The sequence below is a fragment of the Peribacillus alkalitolerans genome, from assembly GCF_010882125.1.
GTDB lineage: Bacteria > Bacillota > Bacilli > Bacillales > DSM-1321 > Bacillus_BN > Bacillus_BN alkalitolerans.
The window spans coordinates 19,541-41,149 of sequence record NZ_JAAGVZ010000002.1; the positions used below are offsets into that span (position 1 = coordinate 19,541).

Below are 21,609 nucleotides of genomic sequence, written 5' to 3' on the forward strand. Positions count from 1 at the left end.
ACATTTTCTAATATCTAAAAATAGAGGATTTTTTATTATCTAAACTAATTTCTAATATAGTAATTTACGATAAAAGGTGGTCATCATATGCACATACAAAAACTAAAGATACTTTCTGAAGTTGCTAATACAGGGTCCTTTTCATTAGCTGGACAGAATCTTCATATAAGTCAATCTGGTATTAGTCAGGATATTAAAAAAATAGAAGATGAATTGGGTGTAAAAATTTTCGATCGCTCTCGTTATGGGGTTGTTCAAACATATGAAGGAACTAATATAGTAAAAAAAGCAAATGAAGTTTTGCAAAAATATGAAGAATTGATTGAAGAGGCTAGAAAAATTTTAGATATACATTCTGGAAATCTTAGAGTGTCTACCATTCCTGCATTTATTACTTATTTATTGAAACCATTAATGGAATTTAAGAATTTATATTCAAATATAACGATAGAGATTTCAGAAAATATAACTGAACTTACTGTTGAATCGGTTCAACAGAATAAAACTGAAATTGGCCTAATCTGCATATATGAGGATATTATAAAAGAAATTGAGCATTTAAATTTTGAGAGTATCCTTGTGGGAACCCTAAAGGTTTATGTAAGTAGCGATTCCCCTTTTGCTAAAAAGAAAAAAATAATACCAGAGGAAATCATTCAGCAGCCGGTAGTCTTATATAATGGCGATTATATTAAATGGTTTATTAATAATTTTCAACATACTTTTGGGAAATTGAATATTTTATTTTCATCAAATCAAACGGAAGAACTATCACGATTAATCTCAAATGGATCAGCCATTGGGTTTGCCCCAGATTTCGCTACTAAAAGTAACCCTTATGTTATAGAAGGTAAAATGATTGAAATTGATATTATCAACTATGAACCAATTAATGTAACACTTGGAATTATTCATTCAAAGAATAGAGCTCCTTCAAAAATAGAGAAACACTTAATCCAGTTTATTAAATCCGAATTACAATATTATATAAGTTAACCTATTATGCTTTTGCACAGTATGTCGGTGAAATAGTCTGTTTACTGAAAGCTACATTAGCCATATATGCGCGATAAGATTTAACGTGTAGCGCGGGTCCCGCTATTATGTGTAAAGTTTGAATTCATGATCATGAACCAAGATGCTTATCAAGTGTTTGAAAATGAAAATAAGAAAGTATTTCACACAAGAATAAGCAGAAGAACTCGGTTCATCTGCTTTTTTTTCAATAGAATGTGAATTAATTCATTTTTTATATATGCTAATCATCACTTGAATGATAGAAATGAACATAATTATGAAGGAGTAAAACTGAATGACAAGATCATCAAATCCTCCACAACATTTTGCTAATTTAACGGCATTTTGATAAAGGAAAATTGCTAAAAATAAATTCATAAAAATAAAATAGAATTTAACTTTTTTGGTTTTTACATAAATTGTTAAAATTACTATGATTATTTCAAAAAGCAATAAAAATATCTCTAGAAATGGTCTAATAAATTCATACATTTTAAAACTAACCTCCTTTATTATTAAGAAATATAGTACGAATTATCGTTGATCAAGTTCCTAGCGATTTCGTTATTTCATTGTATGTATTAATATTAGAACCATTTACCAATAAATCTATAAATAGGTAACATCAACCAGGACATACCCCCAGCCATGGCAAGAATAACAAAAGCCACCCCCTAAAGAGTGACTAATTTTACTGAAGATGATCTTGTGGAGTAGTGTGATGATTGTCAGAAGTAACCTCCGTAAATATATTACTTTGTACAGCAGGTGTATAATTTTGAACAGAGTTGGATGATTCGGAAAACTTGGTTTCGATTAAATGTAGTAAATTCTGAATGTCCTGTTTGGAGGCTGGCTGCTTATCAGACTTCAACTTGTAACCAAGTTCTCCACTAACCTCAATTTGCGCCCATTCGAGATCACCTATTGCATTAATTCCAGCTTGGTTTAATCTCATTCTAAGATTTTCAGTAGTAAGTTTTATTTTTTTCATGTTTTCTTCATTTAAGGTACCATTCTCAATTACTATTACTGGTTTTCCTGTAAGAAATGTTTCTACCCCATAAAACTTTATTTTAAGTAACTGGATTGCAAATAACGTAATTATGAGAACAGACGCAACACCAAATGTAGTCCAAAGCCCTTGATTTTCAATAGGACGACTAAGTAAAGGTCCAATCGTTATCATTATAACAAGTTCGGTGACTGTCATTTTAGCAATTGAAATTCTTCCGGAAATTCTTAATAAGAGCGTTCCCATTATAACAATTAGAACTGTACTCCAGATCCAATGTAATTGCATATTATCAACCCTTTTTACGTTAGTTTACAAGGAGACTGATAATTATATACATATAATATTTAATGACAGCTAGATCTTATCCTTTGCCTTTGGTTTATACTTTTACTTTAACTCATATGTATGTCTATGCCATACTGAAGCAATTGTAGTTTCCTTGCCACAGATTGGGATGCAAAATTGTCCCACGAAGTGCTATATAGAGCAATTCGTCCTTGTTTTTGTACCTCTTCTGCCCATGCATTTGTCACGTCTATACTGTATCCTCTTCCACGGTAATCTTCATGTGTGAATACACTTGCTTCGTCTGCCCTTGTGGACTTCCGTGCACTACAACAAATCGAAACCGTAATGTTATCTTCAACTATTACAAAACAAGGTTGCTTATACTCCAAATTCTCAAATGTATATGGAAAATAAGGCTTTAAAAGTCCTTTATTTTCATGAGTTACTTTTATGGCTTGTGTACGAACCCTGTCTCTTACATCAGGAAACACATACGCGGGTCCAATCCATAAGTGATTTAACTGACGGCCTATGCTTAAAACATTGATTAATTCTCCTATCTGAGCACCAGGATTTGTCCCTATAACTTGTTCGAGTTTTTCTACAAGGCTCGTATCCAGTGTATTTGAATACCTCACTACACTACCCAATTTAGTACCACCAACGAAAATTCTTGGTGCAACATCGTAGGGTGGTTCATTTACGACTGTCATTCGATTTTCAGTATCGTGTTGAAATAACACATTCACATGGTGTTCCATCAATTCTAAATCAGACAACATAGACATTCCTCCGTAATGACTTGGATTCAATGATTTATTCCATCAATTACCTTTTGCAATGATACCCCTCCTATTTTTTGGGTAACTAGTTTCTTCTATTAAACTTAATTATCCTTCAAAAACCTGCCCTGTTACTACGATTGAAGTATATTACTTACTTCAATAATAAAGAGCGATAATCCTTCTGGATCACCGCTCCCTTTAGTTCATGAACTTGTAAAATACCTTTTTACATTTTTTGGGCTTTTATAATCATAGTAGTAGGGAATCTTCTCGCTTTGTATAAAGAATAATAACGATCAGAAAATTCTTCTTCTACGGAATCAAAGCTTTCTGAAACGTCACTTTCAATAACTGAGTCAATAGTAAATCCTGCATTAATTAATTCATTTATATAAGTACTTATTTTTCTTTTAGGAATTACAACCGGAGCTTCTTCGCCTTTGAACTTGAGATACGTTGTTGTTCCTTCATCCTGATATGATCCATCAAGATAGATTTGACCATTTTGACTTATCATATGTCCGTATAAAGGGTGATCCCAGCTAAAAACAAAATACCCCCCGGGTTTTAAATAGGAATGAATTAATTTAAATGTAGATGACAAATCTGTTGTCCATCCTATTGCATATATTGAATAAACTACGTCAAAATATAAGTTTGGCAGACCAATATCCTCTTCCATAGGTGCGCAGAATAAGTGAGTTTCCAAGTCTCTTAAAGTATTTTTTGCTGTCTTAATCTGAGTCTCTGATAAGTCAACCCCCCATAATTCACCAGCACCTTTTTCCGCCATATAAAGTAAAGAATGTCCGCTGCCACAGCCTATATCAAGAACTTTTTTATTTGTCATTTCTTCAAACAGTCTTAATTCCTCTTCCGTTTGGGTAAACGGCCCATAACTAGGCAACGCATCTTTTCCATTGAAATGATTGGCCACTATATCCCAGCTTTTCTTATTTTGTTTTAGAATATCAAACGTCATCTTATCCCCTCCCACACTATATATTGATACTACATTCTTCTACAGCATTCCTGCCTCGTTAGCTAATAAGAAAATCCATCACAAATAAAGCTATTAACTTTAACTCTTGCCCTCTTGAGCTATATTAATATATTTAATCAGGCATTATTCTTTGCAAAGATTTGATTATTAATATGATGTTCCATATGGTCAAGATAATCCTGTAAGAGCCACTCTAATCTCTTTTGTTGGTTATTCCCTATATCACAAAGATAAGATAATTTCTCACTGGGCATTTTTAAAATAATATTTATGATTTGTTGATTTAAGACAATAAAAAGGGATAGTATTTCTTCCATTGGTCTTGATTGATAGTTCTGGATTACTACCCATTTGTCCTGATTATACGATGGGATAACATATGGTTGTTCTTCGTATTGAATAGTTATAAACCTATTAATATTATTTATTGCCGAGTCACATAAATGTCCTAAAATCTCTTTTTTTGACCATTTATGCGGTAAAAGCCGAGTAGATATTTCATTTTGGGACATATGGTTGAACTCTTCTGGTATGACTTGTATCCAATGATTTATTCCATCAATAACCTTTTGCAATGATACCCCTCCTATTTTTTTGGTATTTAACTAGTTTCTTCTATTAAACCTAATTATCCTTCAAAAACCTGCCCCTTAAAGAAGAATAAGAAAAATCCGATTCCCAATTATCAGCATCGAACCAAGTTCAGACATAACTTTATTTTTACTGTATTTAGACATTAGGTATTTCATTTCATATCTTTTCGAAAATCAAACCGGATTGATGTTTCCTTTTGGGCCTATAAAAGAAAAAAGTTCAATACAGAGTGTGTACTGAACTTTTTTCGCTTTCTGAAAATGGCACAATGGCACTATTAAGTTTAGAATTTTTTTATTCTAGCACACCTAATATAGCAATTAATACATCAATGGCTTGGTTTAATATAACTTTGTGCAATTGGTTCTTCTTTTATTGTGTGTGATAAATTAGAATTTGTAGTAGCATTAACTTTGCTATCAATGGATGCACGTAAAGCTCTTCGTAAGATTTTGCCAGTGCTATTCTTAGGCAGTTCACTTAACAATTCTATTTCTCTTGGCACTTTATATTTGGCTAATTTATCCTTGCAAAATAATAATATGTCATGAGAACTAACTAATTCGTCATTACTTACAACAAAAGCTTTTATTTGTTCTCCAAAAACTGGATCAGGTATTCCTATTACTGCAGCTTCTACTACTGCTGGATGCTGATAAAGCACCTCTTCTACTTCTCTTGGATAAACATTATATCCACCTACTATAACCATGTCTTTCATTCGGTCCACAATATAGATATATCCCTCCTTATCCATTTTGGCTAAGTCTCCGGTATGGAACCAACCATCTTTCAAGGCAGAAGATGTGGCCTCTGGCATATCTAAATAACCCATCATAATATTTGGGCCTTTTACAATTAACTCACCAATTTCTCCTCTTGGAACTTCATTACCATAGGGATCGACAACCTTATTTTTAACTCCAGGAACATCCACACCTACAGAACCTGCTTTTCTAATCCCTTTAATAGGATTGAATGCAGTAACTGGTGCGGTTTCTGTACAACCAAATCCTTCGAGAATATTAACTTTATATTTTTCTTCAAATTTTTGAAGTAATTCAACTGGTAGGGAGGCTCCACCGGATAAGCAGGCACGAATAGATTGGAAATGTTCCGCACTACAATCATTTATTTGTAATAAGAAGCTATACATCGTTGGGACACCTGCAAATAAGGTCACCTTCTCATTTTTAATCGTATGAATGACTTCATTAGGATTAAATTTTTGTCCAATTACGATATTTGCTCCACACATAATTGGTGCATTAATACATACAGACAAACAAAATATATGAAACATAGGAAGAACTGCTAAAATGCTATCCTCTTCTTTAAACTCAACTAGTTTAGCAACTGATTCTGCATTCGATGCCAAATTTCTTTGGGATAGCATTGCTCCTTTTGGCTTACCTGTTGTTCCAGATGTATATAAAATAACAGCAAGATCCTCATCTAAAATTAGTGGATAATTATAGTCATTTTTATTATTTTCGATCAACTGTTCCCATATGTATTCAGTTTTATTAGATCCTACATAATACACCTTTTCTATATGTTTTAATTCAGTCTGAATCGTAGTGATTTGTGATTCCAATGCAGAATGTGCAATGACAGCTTTTGTTTGACTATTTGACAAAATATATGATATTTCATCATGGGTATAGATTGGATTTATAGGTACTACCACACCACCTGCACGAAGAATTCCATAGTAAGAAATTACAAATTCTGGGCAATTACCTAAGATCAATGCTACTTTATTACCTTCTCTCAACCCATTAGAAGCTAAATTAAAGGCTACACAGTCTACCTGATCATTTAATTCACTATAGGTAATACTTTTACTTTCAAATGTTAGTGCATTTCGATTAGGGAATTTATCTGCACTTTTTCGTAAATTCTCATTCAAATTCCATTCCATTATGGTATCTCCTCCTGATTAATTCAATAGGGTCTAAAAAGTACTTATCTTATCTCTCAAGTTTAAAAATTAACAAAAGAAAACGCTTGCAAACCAAAAAAATTTAAGAGAATATAAATTAATGCTTGAAGCTATAAACTAGAACTCCTTTTTTAGATTTTAGAAGATTTTGAATTATTGAACCAATTGTATAACTACAAAATTACTTAGTAAAATTAATATTTGTTATAGTAACTTCACATTTTTTAATAGATAAAGTGAGAGGATATTTCTTTTTTTGAACATAATTTCTTACTTTACGGTTTAAGTAAAAAGGTGGTCAAAGCATGCACATACAAAAACTAAAGGTCCTAGTTGAAGTTGCAAAAACTGGATCCATTTCTATTGCTGCGCAAAATCTTCATTTAAGCCAATCTGGAGTAAGTCAGATTATTACAAAGCTAGAAGAGGAGCTAGGGATTAAAGTTTTCGACCGGACTCGTCTTGGAGCGACTTTAACAAAGGATGGAACTAATATTGTAAAAAAGGCAAATGAGGTTTTGTTAAAATACGAGGAATTAATAGGCGAGGCTCAAAAAAGTTTAGATATTCATTCTGGTGTTCTTCGAGTATCATCGCTACCTGTATTTATCCCCTTTTTAACAAAACCATTATTGGAATTCAAGAACCTATTCTCTAATTCAACTATCGAGATTTTAGACAATGTTTCAGAACGTACAGTTGATTTAATTCAACTGGACAAAGCAGATATCGGCCTTATATGCATCTATGGAGAGATATTAAAGAATAACAAGGATTTAAATATTGATGTAATCCTTGAAGGAAAAATGAAAGTTTATGTAAGTAGTGATTCTCCTTTTGCAAGTTCGAAATCTATCACTCCAGAAGAAATCTTAAATCAAGAGATAGTCCTATATAACGGTGATTATATAAAATGGTTCATTGAAAATTTTCAGCTTGCATTTGGAAAAATGAATATTCTATTTTCATCTAACAATGCGGAAGAACTATTACGTTCAGTATCAAATGGTTTGGCCATAAGCTTTGTTCCAGATTTTGCGATGAAAAATAATACTTTTCTTTTGGAAGGCAAAATTGTTGAAATTGATTTTGATAGCATAAATTATGAACCAATAAATGTAAGTCTTGGATTAATCCATCCAAAGAAAAGAAAATCTTCAACAATTGAAAAGAACTTTATCAAGTTTATTAAATCTGAATTACTTAATTATTTAACATAAAAATAAATCGTAATATTAAAAGAAAAAGGCGAATCCAAATATGCTAAGCTGAATTCGCCTTTTTTTAATGATTATTGACGTACTGTTACTTGTTCAGGAGTAGTTGTTACTTTTAGACCACTTTTTGTAACAATATCAGCAGACAAAGTGTAAATCCCATCTGGAAGATCCTGTTTAGGTTCCCATTGGGTTCGTAGTGTATGTTCATTCTTCACTTCAAATGAATCGACAATTTTCCCATTAACATCTTTAATATTAATCGTCCAGTCTACTCTGTTTGAAGCATAACTAATAATTTGTGCTGGATTGTCTTTATTTATGTCTCCAGTCGGACTTACATAGAAAAATGAAACCACCATATCTTGATTTATATAGCTTGGATCTCCCCAAACTCCGTATGATTGGTTATATGCATAGTCAGCCGCTAACACAACAATACTTTTCGGTTCATCATTTACGAGTAACGTTTTTTTCTCATTTCCTACTTCGTAATACTCTCCGTTACTCCAAATAATTGCAGCATTGAATCCACTACCGTTTTCATTATCTTCCGCATTAAAGGAAATTTCATATTTTCCGTCTTGTGGCTTTACTTGAATATTCGAAATAGTAGGTGCCATCGAGTCTACTTTAATTGGCATTTTCACTACCTGTGGCTTGGCGTTTGCATAGTCTAATGTTGTTTTAATCACATAATTATACACTCCATCAGGTGCAAATTGACCAGATTGATCTTTCATATCCCATTGGTATCCGCCAATCATATAATCACCATATGCCATAATATTTTTTCTGAATTTCCATGGTTTTCCTGTAAATTCACTAAAGTCACCTAAATTTTGAATGATATTCCCTGATTGATCTTCTATATACATTTCTGTTTTTTGTAAATTACGTAAAGTAGTAAAGGTAGCATAGACTCCATTGGCATAGAAGTTTGGTGAATAAGCGATATGGTTAAGGTCAAATGTTCCAGTTACTGGGTCATATCCCATTGGATAACGTTCTGAAATCTCATCCCAAAGTGCTGTGTATCCTAAAAATGCATCCTTCTCCCAAGCTGCAGGATCTATATTTTGTGGCTCATCCCACTTTCCATAGAAGCCCATGTAAGGGATGGATAAAGATACGGCTTTATCTTGGTCTTTTGCTACTGGAACAAGACGAACAAATCCTTCAACAAAAGTATTTTTCTTTAATGTATCTGGTAAGGACACGTTAACTGTAAGCATTTTGGTTTGACCAGGTTTGATTTTAATAGATGCTCCTTCTGTTAGTGTTACTTTTTTATCATTAACAGTAACTTTTACCCCATTTATACGCTCACTTGTTAAAGTTAGATACTCCTTTGAATCCAAATCACCATCATAATCTAAATCATGTTCCTGCATTTCAGTCTTATCTTTGAGGACATCTACATAAACCTTGTATTCAATTTCCTCTTTATTACCTTTAGGAATATCAAATGCTTCAAGGTCTAATTTAAAACTCGTGTTTTGATTCATTTCCTTTAAAGCAACAGCTCCAGCTTGTTCTAATGGAGTGTTATGACTTGTGACAATAACTGGTGTGTTAATGGCATTTTGAATTTGCATTAAACCAGAGCCTTGAATTCTCGGAGAGTAAGGTACTTGCCCATTTGTACGCGGATCCATAACAATATTTGCTGTATTCATTAATGCAAGTTTTGCTTTTAAAACCGTATCCTCTGAATGTGACAATCCTTTTTCATAAAGTGACTGCAATAACAATGCTGAACCTCCTGCAACATGAGGCGTTGCCATTGATGTACCGCTCATAATTTCATAATCATTTCCGGGTACTGTTGAATAGATACTTCCACCAGGTGCAGAAATCTCTGGTTTAAAATCCAATGTATGAGGAGAACCGATGGATGAAAAATCGGACATCGTGTTCTTTGCAGGGTTTTCTACCCATGTATCGCCCGATAATTTCATTTTTACAGTTTGACCACTAGTTAGTTTATTCACTAATGCTTCACCTGGAACTTTACCAGTTGTAGCAACTGGAATGGAATATGGACTTAACCCTAAATACGGATAATCAGCCATACTAGTTGGTGGAATAATGATAACTGCTTTTGCTCCAGCACGCTCTGCATCAAATTGAATACTAGAATAATAACTATATTGATTTAATAGTTTTACGACTACAATTTTCCCAGTCACTAAAGAAACATTGTTCTTATAAAAATCAGCTTTCTTTGTCCCCTCACCTACATAAACCAAATCATAATTTGTATCATGTGCTAAAAACTTAGATAGTTTAAAATTAAAACTTGCTGGAAATTGCGTTTGATCTTGGAAAGGTAGTTTTAAACCATTTTCTTCAGCTAATGTATTCATGTGAATGCTTTTATTTTCATATGAAGCAACAGATAAAGCATATGGGCTGACGGATGGTTCCCCAACTACTCCAATATCTGGGTTCTCTGCATATGGTTTTAAAGAAGAGTACAGTAAGTTGTTCTTTGTACTGTAGGAGGCATTACCGCTTGCTACTACAACAAGTGAACCATTCTCTGTTGCAACTCGAATGGCTTTTTGAATCGGATCATTTTCTTCCCCTACATACCCAGAATCAGTACCTAAACTCATATTAATAACATCTGCACCCATTGTAATGGCATGCTCAATTCCTGCTATAATATCATCCTCATAGGCTCCTCCCCCATTATCTGAAAATACCTTCTCAGCTAATAGTTGAACACCTGGTGCAATTCCGGCTACACCACCATTTGTTTCATCTCCATTCGCCCCAACTGTACCAGCTACGTGTGTACCATGAGGACTACCGTTTGTTCCAGGAATGACATTTGTATCATTGTCTGCCCAATCATAACCCGTTGGCACTTTATCGGAATACCAGACTTCAGATACTTCTGTCTCTTCGAATTTAGGATTGATCTTTTCTTCTGTCCATTTTGCTTTTTCTTTTCCTTTTGTAGGTAGGGTCATATCTTTGTGCAGATAATCAATCCCGGAATCTATAACCGCTACAAGTAATCCTTCCCCTTTATAACCATATTGGTTCCATACTTTTTGAGCTTGTACTAATTCCTTACTTGCTCCCATCGCTGGTTGAAATGTTTTAGCTATATGTACATTCATTACCCCTGGTATGGATTGTATTTCTTCTATACTTTGAAACTCTGTTTCTAAACTGAATCCGTTAAACCCTTCAAAATAGCGATGTTTCACCTTTGTAGGAGATTTTGATTTAGAATTTTTCGATTTAGAGATTTGGTCTATAACTTTGTCCTGCTTTTGCTTAAATAATGTTTTTTTACTTTTGGATGTTTTGTCAATATCAGATGGTTCTTCCACTTCTACGATTAAGCGAACAATTTCATCCGGTTTATATGTTTTAACCAACCCATCTTTTTTAAGGTCTTTTGAATAAAAATGATCTTTATTCGATCCTTCCTTATCTTTGTTAAAAAATAAAGGCCTTGTTTGTCCCGCTTTTTCTTCAATGGATTGATTAGGCTGGGGTGAAGTGTCATTAGTTTCAGCAAATGCCGTAAATGTTGTAAAGATTAATGATGTTAATGCTGCTGTTGTCATTACTTTAAATGCCTTCATTTTTCCTCGGTTCATGTACATTTCTCCTTTTTAAAATTATAAATATTAAACTTAAGATCCTTAATCTGTAAGTCTTATATTTATTTCGATATTTACTGTGAACTCACTTAGAATTAGAGATTAGTAGTTATTTGTCGAGAAATCACAATAATATTAGCTATTAATCTATTAATCCTTAATGAGTTGAAATAAATACAATTCAAATTGTACATACACCTTAAAACCTAGTAAATTGGGGGATTTTCACAAGATTCGAATGACTAATAATCTGATTTTTTTCTTTACAAGGGCCTTTAATCATAAAAATCAAGGAACTACGGTTAATTATCGGGAACAATGTCGTGTATTTTGTCGGATTATGTATTTTATAGAAATGTATAATCTGAAAATTTGGGGGAATTTATACAACAATCGTAATATTTAATTAATTTTACCTAACTCTATAAATATGAAATCAGTAAATACGTCCTAGGTATTGTCTACTTCTTTAAGTGGAAAAGACAAGAATATGTCAAAGATGATGTTACAGCTGTAGTTGCTTTTTCCCTTCATAATACTGGTGCTAATGACATCGTTTTAACTGTAACATCCAAAGATGGCAGTACACTTTTGGGGCTTACTACAGTTGAAGTTCGTTCTTCGTTTTTTTGGGTTTTTGCTAATGTTTTTGAAATTACAATTAAAAATCCTGCTGGAGACCCAATCACTGGTATATTCAAATACCAAGTCACTTATACTTTCGACATATAAGTAAAGAAAAAAGCCCGACTGTTGGACAAGCGTCCGTCAACCGGGTTTTCTTTATTCAATTAGCCTATGATACTTATACTTTTTAAAAATCGTTCCAATCATATACACTTTCAAAATTAATGCTTTGATTTTATGATTGTCTATTACATAGATTTTCGTTCTAGTTTCTTTTATCGTATTTAGCACTGCTGGTTTGTCGTCATAATAAAAATCTAATAAACTTTTTTTAAAAAAGAGCCAAGTGGCTCTCTTAAATCATAAAGTTATTTCACTAATGCTACTCTAAAATATCACCATATTCCAAAATACCCTTTAAACAGGTCAACATATAAACCCTTCCGCAAATCAAGTGGTCGTTCTTTCTCTATTCCCAATATAATTATTATTTCGCAATCTACTAGCTAGCCTGCTTTATTCGTGTAAAAATGGACCATAAACCTACTCTCTCATTCATGCCAAATTTAACTATTCAAACTCCCTTTCAACCAAGGGCGATTCCGATATGGGCCAATCGGAATTTGGATTAAGCTGGTTTTCCCTTGAGACTCCATTTTGTATATTTCATCACACAAGTTTACATTGAAACCAAGGAGCGGATGTCCTCCAAAACCAATGGCTGACGCTGCTAAGAGTAGTTGTTGCACTAGTATACCTGCTTCCATTTGTTGGATGCGGTAACCTCTGAAACCTTGTGCCTCTTTGAAATAATCCTTGTCTCCAGCTACATGTAGGCAAAGAGGTACTTGAAGCAAATTCACATTATCAAGAGACATACCTAATTGCAACTGTAATCTAAAATCTCCTAATTGTATCTGTCGTAACGAATGTGTTTTACTATCATAATAGTAAGCACCATTTGGAATACCTTCAACATTATACAAACATCCATAAATTGAGACACGAGGTTCCTGACACATCAGTGTTCCATCCAAATCATTTCGATAGGAGAAAGTAGTCGTCGCTTCATTTATCAGGGTAGCCAGTTGCTGTTGACTTACCTTTCCTAAAACGAAATCCATATCGGGTGAAAATCGATTTCTGCATACAGTCGCAAGATCATAGGACAACCGTTCCACATGTGGCAGACTTATCGCTTGGCCATCAAAATTATTCTCTTGTTCCTCGATTAGCCGAAAAGAATGCGTTGATTCCAGCATGGATGCCTTATTCATCTTGTTTACCATCGGATACTCTTTGACCTCTTGTGACCTTACATAGTGATTAGGCTGAATCGCTATCAACTCGTCAATCAATTCGTCACTAGTGTGATTACCATTCATTTTATTTCCATTAGTAGACCAGTTCGTAGGTTCCACCGATAGCGGGATTATTGTATAGACACTCTCCTCTTGTTCAGGTAGGCCGAGAAGATGGTTGATGGCTCGATCGAGAAATTGAAAATACACTCCCGATGCGTATCCAAAGCGTTTCCCAACTTCCAGTATCTGTCCAATAAGGACACCAGCATCCAATCCTTGGAGACGATAGGAAAAGTTATTGTATTTAAAGAAATTTTTCCAAAACATTGTCGATACAAAAACAGTCCCAAAACAGGTGGAAATGTTACAGCGATTACCAAGAGCCTGGGCTATAAAGGAATCGAAATTCCCTTCCCTCAATAATACTAAGGAGTGGTGTGATACATCATAATGGTAAATTCCAACAGGCAAATCCTTTATCTTCAAATACATGTACATTTCGTTTGGGTACAATGCTCCTCCAGATGGTGGATACCTCCGATACGACTGCATAAAGGTAGATTCTTCCCCTGTGGAATCCAATGGAAGGACTGATTGGCTCATTTGAGTTAATCCGTATACATACCAAAGAAAATGACCTACACTTTGAATGTCAGGTTTTGAGGGTGGGTTCCATTCGGCAAGTGTTAGTGGTACTTCCATTGACAAGTGAAACACTGGTAAACCACGGTATAGCTTATATGGAAGCGGAGCATCATCCCAATTCACTTCCCAGTTCGGGACACTGGCCTTGTCAATATCAAAATGAAGATTGTGCAGGAATTCTTCTAAACTCATCCTCCTACCTCCTAGTCGCCACTTAAGGAAACGGATGCGGATGTGGATTGAGCTGTTCAAGTGCCAAAGGTTGTTTCGTGTATCCGAGTTCCATTGGTACCTTCAACACCCTCTCCAGCCCAGTTACTCGAGTAAGGTGCTGTCCGAATGTCATTGGCAACATTCCTGGAATGAGCACCTTTACGCAATGCAGTCCGTTTCGAATCGTTTCCGGAGTTGATTGGTCTACTACAATCACATCAAGGTTCAATTGGAATAGCGCTTGAAGAATGGCTTGTAGTTCTTCAGTAAGATCTGTATGCCCCGACTTCCATTTGAATTCCTCGTTGAACTTTCTAAGCGGACGATTATCTTCCATCAGAAAATGCAGGCGCTTTTCCGCTTGTGGCAAACCGTATAGCATGCCGTGATCATCCATCTGTTGCACTAGCGTGGAATCCTGCAGCATTCGTACATACTCTTCTTGATTGGTTTCAAATTTTTCGTCAAGCGTAAGCATCATTCCAGCTAACTCATGAATCGCGGTTTTCACCGCGCGTACTGGATCCGGGTGAGCCCCCGCAGCACAAATAAGATTTAATCCCTTTTGCTTCCTGTTTTTCGCCAGCGCAAAAATACTTGGAATACCGTGTTCCATCGTCGAGTTATATAAATATAAATCATATCCTCCAACGACACGCATCCGTTCAATCATCAATTGTAACTCTTGGTCGTCAGCAGACTTCGGGTCCAGGCGCGGTAGAGTCAGTTGCGCGTACCAAGTCATCAAAAACGAATCACGCTCCACCACTTCCAAAATGCCGTACAAAATTGCCTCCTCCAAACTACCTCCTAATGCGCAGCCGTTGGAAGTTTCATAGACAAACCCCTGCTCACCACAGCCTAGACTGTAGTAGGCAAGCAATTCTGGAACAAGAATCGGTCGCTCTTGCAAAAATGAATAACCCCATACCCAATTTATTTTACGGTCAGGATTAAATGATTTAAAAGGGAAGCCAGGCTTTTCATACTGTTCTTTAGCATGGACTCCTACGTTTAAGGGGTTAAGTGCGTTATTTTTTAAATTGCGGAAACTATCATGGACTACTGTCCGTTTGCCACGGGGCTCCATACCACAGTAACGCTCCAAGCCCTCCAATATGGCTGTCAACTCACTCACGGCGTAAGAGTTAGTCCGACCTGCGACTCCTTCGTCCCCCTGTAGGAAAGGAAGATTAACACTTACATCGGCAAATGGCGGAACGAGGTTATACATTTTTCCATTTAATAAACCTGTTCGATGGTCTAGATAGTCCTTGGCTAAAACTTTTTTCAGGTCATCCAAGGAACGGGTTCGATAACTGTCCATACTTATCTTTGGGCTTGGTTTAAGTGAAATTCTAGCAACAGTCGGTGAATCGTCTGGTAAACGACTACAAACCGGGCATAAAGATTCGGGCAAAAAAGAATGCCATGAACTTTTCAATGTTTTTAGATTAATTAAAAATACATGCCCTTTCGACTTAGCTTGATCACCTTGTAAAATTCTTTCTACCTCCGACCCAAGGAGATGGGCCAATTGAGAAAATCCTATTCTCGATGCCCAAGCTTCTTGATGTACGCCTTCTTGCTCCTTTAGCTTTTGATGGATTTCCAACATTTCTTTACGATCGCGTCCTGACAACAGACGCCGCGAGTCAGCACAATGTGAACACCCCGGAGTATCCGGGCAAATCAGTGGCCCAACAACGCCCTCACCAAATGAAACGAAGCCTCTCAGCCAAGGGGTGCAAGTAGATCGAAACACTTCTTCAGCCTTTTGAAGGACAGAGGGATTCCATACATCTTGTAACACTAGAGCCAAATCAATAGTGTTCGAGATTACTGTTTCGAAAGTGTTCTGGCGAATTACCAAGTATTGAGGTGACAGTTTTTTACATACAAGGTCTGCCAATACACCTTCTCCCACTACCAGCACGACTGTACTCACCTTATTTCCTCCTCTCGAACCATAACACCAAACACACCTGCCAGTTTCTCATTCATAAATGGTTCAATTCCTAAATCAATTACCAATAGCCTCTTTCCACCCCGTTTTAAGACTTCAACAGAAGACTGCAAAATCTCGGATTCTTTCTTTTCGTCACAAGAAGGGATTACTAGCTTTAGGGGGAACTTTTCTTCCAAATGTATGAATGAATCCTCTATCAATTGTGCCGCGAGTGAATCATCTTGATTTTGGGCTTTGGTAAGTGCCATTTGTAAGCTTCTCCGTAGAGCCTTTGTTATATTTAAGTCTAAACTGCGATACCAACCTTCATTAGTTCTGAGCCATACTACCTGGAAACCAAACTCTTCCTCCCCTAGGCCGATTAGCGGGGTACCTTGAATCATAGTCAATGCCTGTAAATAATATCTGCAGCGTTCATCTTCTACAGTACTTAATTGTACTCGAGTTACAGAAAGCTTCTGATCAAGCTGTTTATTTCTGAATCCCTCTGCTAAACACTTTTGTAATCCACGGCAAACACATTCCGCAAACGTTTCACCAGTTCCAACACCTACAAACTCATCCGGTTCTATCAAACTACTTTTTAATTCCAGATGTAGAGGTAGTGTCTCAACGAGCAATGGGACCATTCTTGAAACATACTCTTCAATACCTGTCAGTCCTGCCTCCCTCAGTGCCTCCTCATGAGTCAGACCTGAGCAGACAATGACTGGCAACAGTTCAGCAGGGCCCTCCGAAAATGGATTTACTGCCTGAACTCGACACTGTGCTAATGGCAACTGCTTTAAATCCCCCTCCTCCCAGATATGAAAAATCCCTGATTCTTCAGATGTTAATTGGTTGAAGTAAAGAAGTAATTCACTCGGTTCTTTACTCTTTAAGACCTGTTTGAGACGCATATCAAAATCTTCAACCAAGTGGGCTGAAGTTCGTCCTGTCACAAGGGGATGAGGAATAAATGGATGCCAGTTTCCTTCCATCGTATCCAAATCAAGCAAAAAGAATTGATTCGACTTATCTGGTTCTGTTACCCCAGTAACCGCTTTAAACAATTCAAATACGATTACATTGGCTAACATCGCTCCTGCGGTAGAAGAATAGCCGGTTAATTGCTGCTCTTTATATAGCACTGATTTGTGCAAGCGGAGCCAAGCAGATTCCCAGCACACTTCAGAGTCTGGATGCACTAAAGGTCCCGCTAGACCCACCTGCTGGAGGCATATTGCGGGAAGGAATAACTTCTTTTCTTCCCTACAAACCGAATGAATATGTCGCAGTTCTTCAATATCGCAAACCTGTGACACATACAATATTGAATCAAAAGGTTTTAAAATTTCCCGCCAAGAACTAACACCGTATTTCTTTTTTAGCGTGACTTCCTCTAGGGACACTTCAGGATCAGAATTACGCGCATGAGTCACAAGTTCATTCAACCTCTGTCTATTAGTTGGAACCTTATCTGTGATTAGCACATGAAACTTGGACAACCCAGATTCAATCAATGAAGATACCAACGAAACCAAAATAGGACCAGAGCCAATTGCTAACACCTTGGCTTGACGATAGGATTGAAATCGATACGCACCTGAATCGACAAAGTTGTTTACAAATTCTATTTGAGAAGCATGTTTTTTAAGGACCTGTTCCGTCAATTGATGCTTACGATCTTGGGATACATCTTGAATAAATCCATTTTGGTATAGAACCTCTGCAATTTCATACACACGATCCCTGAATTGGGCAGGTAATCCCTCAGTTAAATTCCCTAAAGTGTGTTCCCCATTGAACATCGGTAATAGCTTTTCAATCCACTTATCAATACCACTACCTTCCATACGGAACGAGCTTAAGTTGTTCCGAAAATACACACTGCTGTTTGAATCAGGGAGAAAAAACGTGTCCCTTTTCACTTTCAAACGCATAGAAGGGTTCAAATTTGTCATTTCGCTCCTCCTTAGCCCTAACTGTCCTCAAATCTGCATTATCACAGTCAGTATCATTCTATGAACCGCAATTTGTCCATTATGTATTATTATGTAGAGAAAAGCCCATGCAACAACGCATGCATGGGCTCTTCTCTATATAAACTAAAACTATTAACCGCCGCAACGACCTCCTCCGCCGCAACGGTGGCCACCACCGCATCTTGAGCAACGAGAACAATTAGAGCAACGGAAACAACTAAAGCAATTAAAGCAGAAAAAGCAACTAAAGCAGCTAAAACATCTAAAACATTGACCGAAACCAAAATTAATGAATTGTCGATCTTGATCAGTATAGTACTGGTTTTGGTCCCAAGGGACAGCCTGGGTCGCCTGGAAATCTCCAACATTCAACATTTGAAGTTCTCTTTGAAAATCATTCATATTAATAACCTCCTAAATTATATAAACAGGGGGAACAGCAACAAAAACGGGGAATAAAATGAGATTAATCACAGGTGGAACTGAATTATAGGTGAATACACTAAAATAACTAATACTCTCCAACAAAATATGAATAATGTGTGGGTATTGCTACTGATGGAAAGGCCTATTTTGTAATCGCTTTTAATTTAATAAAAAACCAAAGTGGAACTCCACTCTGGTTTTTCAAATTCTTTAGTTTAATAAGTTAAGATACATTATGACCACTTTTTAATTTTACAAAATAAATAAAGCGGTAAAGGTTAACCTTTTAAAAAATAAATATGTGCCATCTTGGACAACAAATGAATGAATATAACTGATTCTTTTACTTGTAAATGTATTCCTGAATTAATGAAAAAAAGCTCTGTAAAGATTTCTCTCAACAGAGCTTCCCATCTATCAAAGTACTTTCTGAATGTCTTTTCTAACATTCGGTCAAAGAATATAATAGTTTACTAAATACCCAATTCCTTCTTAACATCCTCAAGGGATTTTAGCATACCAGACTATTCCAGTAATTATTCGTCACCATTCAGCTTCCCTTTCAGAGCGTCAATGGAAGATAAAGGGGAATGCTTCGGTCTCTTTCCCTAAGTAATGATTTGAAGTCTTCTTTCATAAAAACGGTCACCTCAACTATTTCCTCATCATCGAAACAATCCAGGAAATTGGCAGCAAATAACACACGTTGAATGTTACTTTAGAAGTAACTTGTTCAAGAATTCTTCCTCGGTGGTTTTACTGCTTCCCTCTTATCAAGCATGAAAAGGACGGCACCTGTCTAGTGTCATTATTAACTAGTAAGAGCAATATTGTTTAGATTTTAGGTATTGCTTAACGAAGAATTATTTTTTGTGTAACGCATGTCCTTCTACTGGAATAGTATATATAAGACGTGAGGAAGCACCTTATGTCACCTTGACTGACTTTTTATAGTCAGTCTTTTTTTGGGGGAAACTTAACTTATAAACAATGACTTCTTGATAGCCCTGATCCTAAATCAATACATACCTTAGGATGAAACCCATATTTTCATCATTAAGTATTGTACACAAAAATTGAATAAGATAATGCTACACCTTAATAGATCCCTAAACCCATTTGTACATAAGAATATCATCTACATATTCATTATCATTTATCTTAAACTCTTTAATTTTGCGTCCTTCTTCAATAAAACCCATACTTTTATACAAAGAGATTGCTCGATGGTTTGTTGAGAAAACTCCTAAACTTACCTTTTCAATTAAAGGGTTATTGGTAGCCCATTCCAACAATGATTTTAACAGCATTTTTCCAATCCCTATATTTCTATAATCTTTACTAATCATCATTCCAAAAGATCCCGTGTGAGATAATCTTTTTCGATTTTGTGAAGAAAATACTATTAATCCAACTACTACACCATTTATCTCGGCTACAAGTATTGTTTCTCTATCATTCTCTAATAACTTCTGTAACCATTCTCTTTGTTGCTCTAGAGTCTTATTGTACTCATCGGATACTGCTATAAAATAATCGCTTTCGGAAATAACATCTCTTTGTATATCTAAAACAGTATCTGCATCATCTAAATGTCCTGTGCGTATTATTACTTTCGTATCGTTTTTGGCAACAAACATATTCATCCTCCATAGCGTTGTTTCTATAAAAATTCCACATTTATTATCCAAAACCTTCTTTTGCTGATTAACCTAAATGTTGAATAGGGAAAGTCAAAAAAAAAATTTAATATCTCCAAATACACCCTTTCTATAACTGTTAAAGGTTTTGAAGAATTTACTTAGTCTCTCTTATGCCGGATTTAATGCCATGTTATTAAACATATTACATTTCCTCTCCGCCATTTTTTTGCTTATGTAAATAAATCTCCAGTCTTGAAAATCTTTTAAATGGAATATCTTTTTTATTAGGGAACTTTTTTAGTGTTTTTTGAGATATTCATTAGTTTTTACGCATGAATTTAGGAGGAATACTTATGAAAGCAATAGTTTCTCACAAATATGGTCCACCTGATGTTCTTGAATTAACAGAGGTTGAAAAACCTATTCCTGAGGACAATCAAGTACTGGTAAAAATTCATGCTGCATCGGTGAATTTTTGTAACCTGGTTCTTTTGAAAGGGGAACCGTTCTTAGCACGCTTAGCTTTTGGTCTACTAAAACCAAAATACACTATCCCCGGAGGTGACATTACAGGTCGTGTTGAAGCTGTTGGCAAAGATGTTAAGGAATTTCAACCAGGTGATGAGGTATTCGGAGACTTATCAGGATGTGGTTGGGGTGGTTTTGCCGAATATGTATCTGTACCTGAAAATGCATTAGCATTAAAACCAGCGAATGTCACTTTTGAAGAAGCTGCTGCAGTACCTATGGCGGGTGTCACTGCTTTACAGGGTCTGCGTGATAAAGGCAAGGTTCAGTCGGGACAGAAGGTATTGATTAATGGTGCCTCTGGTGGTGTGGGGACATTTGCAGTTCAGATTGCCAAAGCATTCGGGGCTGAGGTAACTGGTGTGTGTAGTACAAGAAATATAGACATTCTGCGATCAATTGGAGCAGACCATGTCATTGACTATACAAAGCAAGATTTTACTCAAATGCCACAGAATTATGACCTGATTCTTGGGGTTAATGGACATCATCCGATTTCTGCATATAAACGTGTATTAAATCGAAACGGTGTATTTGTACACGTCGGAGGAACCGGGGCTCAAATGTTCCAAACCATAGCGCTTGGCCCATGGAATTCATTGACCGGGAGTAAGAAAATAGACACCTTGTTACAACGGCCGAATCAAGAAGACCTGAATCAGATGAAAGAACTTCTGGAAGCTGGCAAAGTAAAACCAGTTATTGATAGATGTTATAAATTGAGTGAAGTGAAAGAAGCTTTCAGGTATTTTGAAGAAGGACACTCTCAAGGAAAAGTGGTCATCACTGTGTAAAAA

At 35.9% G+C, this 21,609-nt stretch carries 15 protein-coding genes; 3 read left to right on the forward strand and 12 right to left on the reverse strand.

Annotated elements, in window-relative coordinates:
• The first annotated feature begins 87 nt into the window (after positions 1-87).
• The gene (locus G3O09_RS02575) at positions 88-996 is read left to right on the forward strand and encodes a LysR family transcriptional regulator (protein WP_163099751.1); all 909 of its coding nucleotides are present in this window, start codon (positions 88-90) and stop codon (positions 994-996) included.
• Between the two features lie 712 nt (positions 997-1,708).
• Here G3O09_RS02575 and G3O09_RS02580 read toward each other — a convergent pair.
• From G3O09_RS02580 to menE, 5 genes are all read right to left on the reverse strand, one after another.
• The gene (locus tag G3O09_RS02580) at positions 1,709-2,320 is read right to left on the reverse strand and encodes a DUF421 domain-containing protein (RefSeq protein WP_163099753.1); all 612 of its coding nucleotides are present in this window, start codon (positions 2,318-2,320) and stop codon (positions 1,709-1,711) included.
• Between the two features lie 107 nt (positions 2,321-2,427).
• Positions 2,428-3,105 carry a GNAT family N-acetyltransferase gene (locus G3O09_RS02585; RefSeq protein WP_163099755.1) on the reverse strand — a complete coding sequence of 226 codons (678 nt, stop codon included), beginning with the start codon at positions 3,103-3,105 and terminating at the stop codon, positions 2,428-2,430.
• A gap of 229 nt (positions 3,106-3,334) precedes the next feature.
• Positions 3,335-4,090 (reverse strand): class I SAM-dependent methyltransferase, encoded by a 756-nt coding sequence (locus G3O09_RS02590; RefSeq protein WP_163099757.1) that lies wholly within the window; start codon positions 4,088-4,090, stop codon positions 3,335-3,337.
• 137 nt (positions 4,091-4,227) lie between these two features.
• A complete protein-coding gene (locus tag G3O09_RS02595) occupies positions 4,228-4,686 on the reverse strand; it encodes a DinB family protein (protein ID WP_163099759.1) in 459 nt (152 codons plus the stop codon).
• A 347-nt stretch (positions 4,687-5,033) separates the two neighbouring features.
• Positions 5,034-6,629 (reverse strand): o-succinylbenzoate--CoA ligase, encoded by a 1,596-nt coding sequence (gene menE / locus G3O09_RS02600; protein WP_163099760.1) that lies wholly within the window; start codon positions 6,627-6,629, stop codon positions 5,034-5,036.
• A gap of 326 nt (positions 6,630-6,955) precedes the next feature.
• Between menE and G3O09_RS02605 the strand changes: the two genes are divergently transcribed.
• A complete protein-coding gene (locus G3O09_RS02605; RefSeq protein ID WP_163099762.1) occupies positions 6,956-7,870 on the forward strand; it encodes a LysR family transcriptional regulator in 915 nt (304 codons plus the stop codon).
• Between the two features lie 71 nt (positions 7,871-7,941).
• Here the strand turns inward: G3O09_RS02605 and G3O09_RS02610 are convergent, their stop codons facing one another.
• From G3O09_RS02610 to G3O09_RS02640, 7 genes are all read right to left on the reverse strand, one after another.
• Positions 7,942-11,490, reverse strand: coding sequence for a S8 family serine peptidase (locus G3O09_RS02610; protein ID WP_163099765.1), 3,549 nt, complete (start codon positions 11,488-11,490; stop codon positions 7,942-7,944).
• Between the two features lie 533 nt (positions 11,491-12,023).
• Positions 12,024-12,194, reverse strand: coding sequence for a hypothetical protein (locus G3O09_RS02615; RefSeq protein ID WP_163099767.1), 171 nt, complete (start codon positions 12,192-12,194; stop codon positions 12,024-12,026).
• 492 nt (positions 12,195-12,686) lie between these two features.
• The gene (locus tag G3O09_RS02620) at positions 12,687-14,261 is read right to left on the reverse strand and encodes a SagB family peptide dehydrogenase (protein ID WP_163099770.1); all 1,575 of its coding nucleotides are present in this window, start codon (positions 14,259-14,261) and stop codon (positions 12,687-12,689) included.
• A gap of 22 nt (positions 14,262-14,283) precedes the next feature.
• Positions 14,284-16,230 carry a TOMM precursor leader peptide-binding protein gene (locus G3O09_RS02625; RefSeq protein ID WP_163099783.1) on the reverse strand — a complete coding sequence of 649 codons (1,947 nt, stop codon included), beginning with the start codon at positions 16,228-16,230 and terminating at the stop codon, positions 14,284-14,286.
• Positions 16,227-18,194 (reverse strand): putative thiazole-containing bacteriocin maturation protein, encoded by a 1,968-nt coding sequence (locus G3O09_RS02630; RefSeq protein ID WP_163099786.1) that lies wholly within the window; start codon positions 18,192-18,194, stop codon positions 16,227-16,229. The genes G3O09_RS02625 and G3O09_RS02630 overlap by 4 nt, the downstream gene beginning before the upstream one ends.
• Before the next feature lie 153 nt (positions 18,195-18,347).
• On the reverse strand, positions 18,348-18,617 hold the full coding sequence (locus G3O09_RS02635; RefSeq protein WP_163099789.1) for a heterocycloanthracin/sonorensin family bacteriocin: 270 nt from the start codon (positions 18,615-18,617) through the stop codon (positions 18,348-18,350).
• A 1,133-nt stretch (positions 18,618-19,750) separates the two neighbouring features.
• Entirely contained in the window at positions 19,751-20,281 is a 531-nt protein-coding gene (locus tag G3O09_RS02640; protein ID WP_163099792.1) for a GNAT family N-acetyltransferase, read from the reverse strand.
• A 356-nt stretch (positions 20,282-20,637) separates the two neighbouring features.
• Here G3O09_RS02640 and G3O09_RS02645 point away from each other — a divergent pair, with 356 nt between their 5' ends.
• On the forward strand, positions 20,638-21,606 hold the full coding sequence (locus tag G3O09_RS02645; RefSeq protein ID WP_163099795.1) for an NAD(P)-dependent alcohol dehydrogenase: 969 nt from the start codon (positions 20,638-20,640) through the stop codon (positions 21,604-21,606).
• Positions 21,607-21,609: the final 3 nt, after the last annotated feature.

Coding starts and splice junctions, on each gene's coding strand:
- G3O09_RS02620 (WP_163099770.1), bottom strand. CDS start 14,261: ATGAGTTTAGAAGAATTCCTGCACAATCTTCATTTTGATATTGACAAG.
- G3O09_RS02590 (WP_163099757.1), bottom strand. CDS start 4,090: ATGACGTTTGATATTCTAAAACAAAATAAGAAAAGCTGGGATATAGTG.
- G3O09_RS02635 (WP_163099789.1), bottom strand. CDS start 18,617: ATGAATGATTTTCAAAGAGAACTTCAAATGTTGAATGTTGGAGATTTC.
- G3O09_RS02605 (WP_163099762.1), top strand. CDS start 6,956: ATGCACATACAAAAACTAAAGGTCCTAGTTGAAGTTGCAAAAACTGGA.
- G3O09_RS02585 (WP_163099755.1), bottom strand. CDS start 3,105: ATGTTGTCTGATTTAGAATTGATGGAACACCATGTGAATGTGTTATTT.
- G3O09_RS02580 (WP_163099753.1), bottom strand. CDS start 2,320: ATGCAATTACATTGGATCTGGAGTACAGTTCTAATTGTTATAATGGGA.
- G3O09_RS02610 (WP_163099765.1), bottom strand. CDS start 11,490: ATGAACCGAGGAAAAATGAAGGCATTTAAAGTAATGACAACAGCAGCA.
- menE (WP_163099760.1), bottom strand. CDS start 6,629: ATGGAATGGAATTTGAATGAGAATTTACGAAAAAGTGCAGATAAATTC.
- G3O09_RS02640 (WP_163099792.1), bottom strand. CDS start 20,281: ATGTTTGTTGCCAAAAACGATACGAAAGTAATAATACGCACAGGACAT.
- G3O09_RS02630 (WP_163099786.1), bottom strand. CDS start 18,194: ATGACAAATTTGAACCCTTCTATGCGTTTGAAAGTGAAAAGGGACACG.
- G3O09_RS02645 (WP_163099795.1), top strand. CDS start 20,638: ATGAAAGCAATAGTTTCTCACAAATATGGTCCACCTGATGTTCTTGAA.
- G3O09_RS02575 (WP_163099751.1), top strand. CDS start 88: ATGCACATACAAAAACTAAAGATACTTTCTGAAGTTGCTAATACAGGG.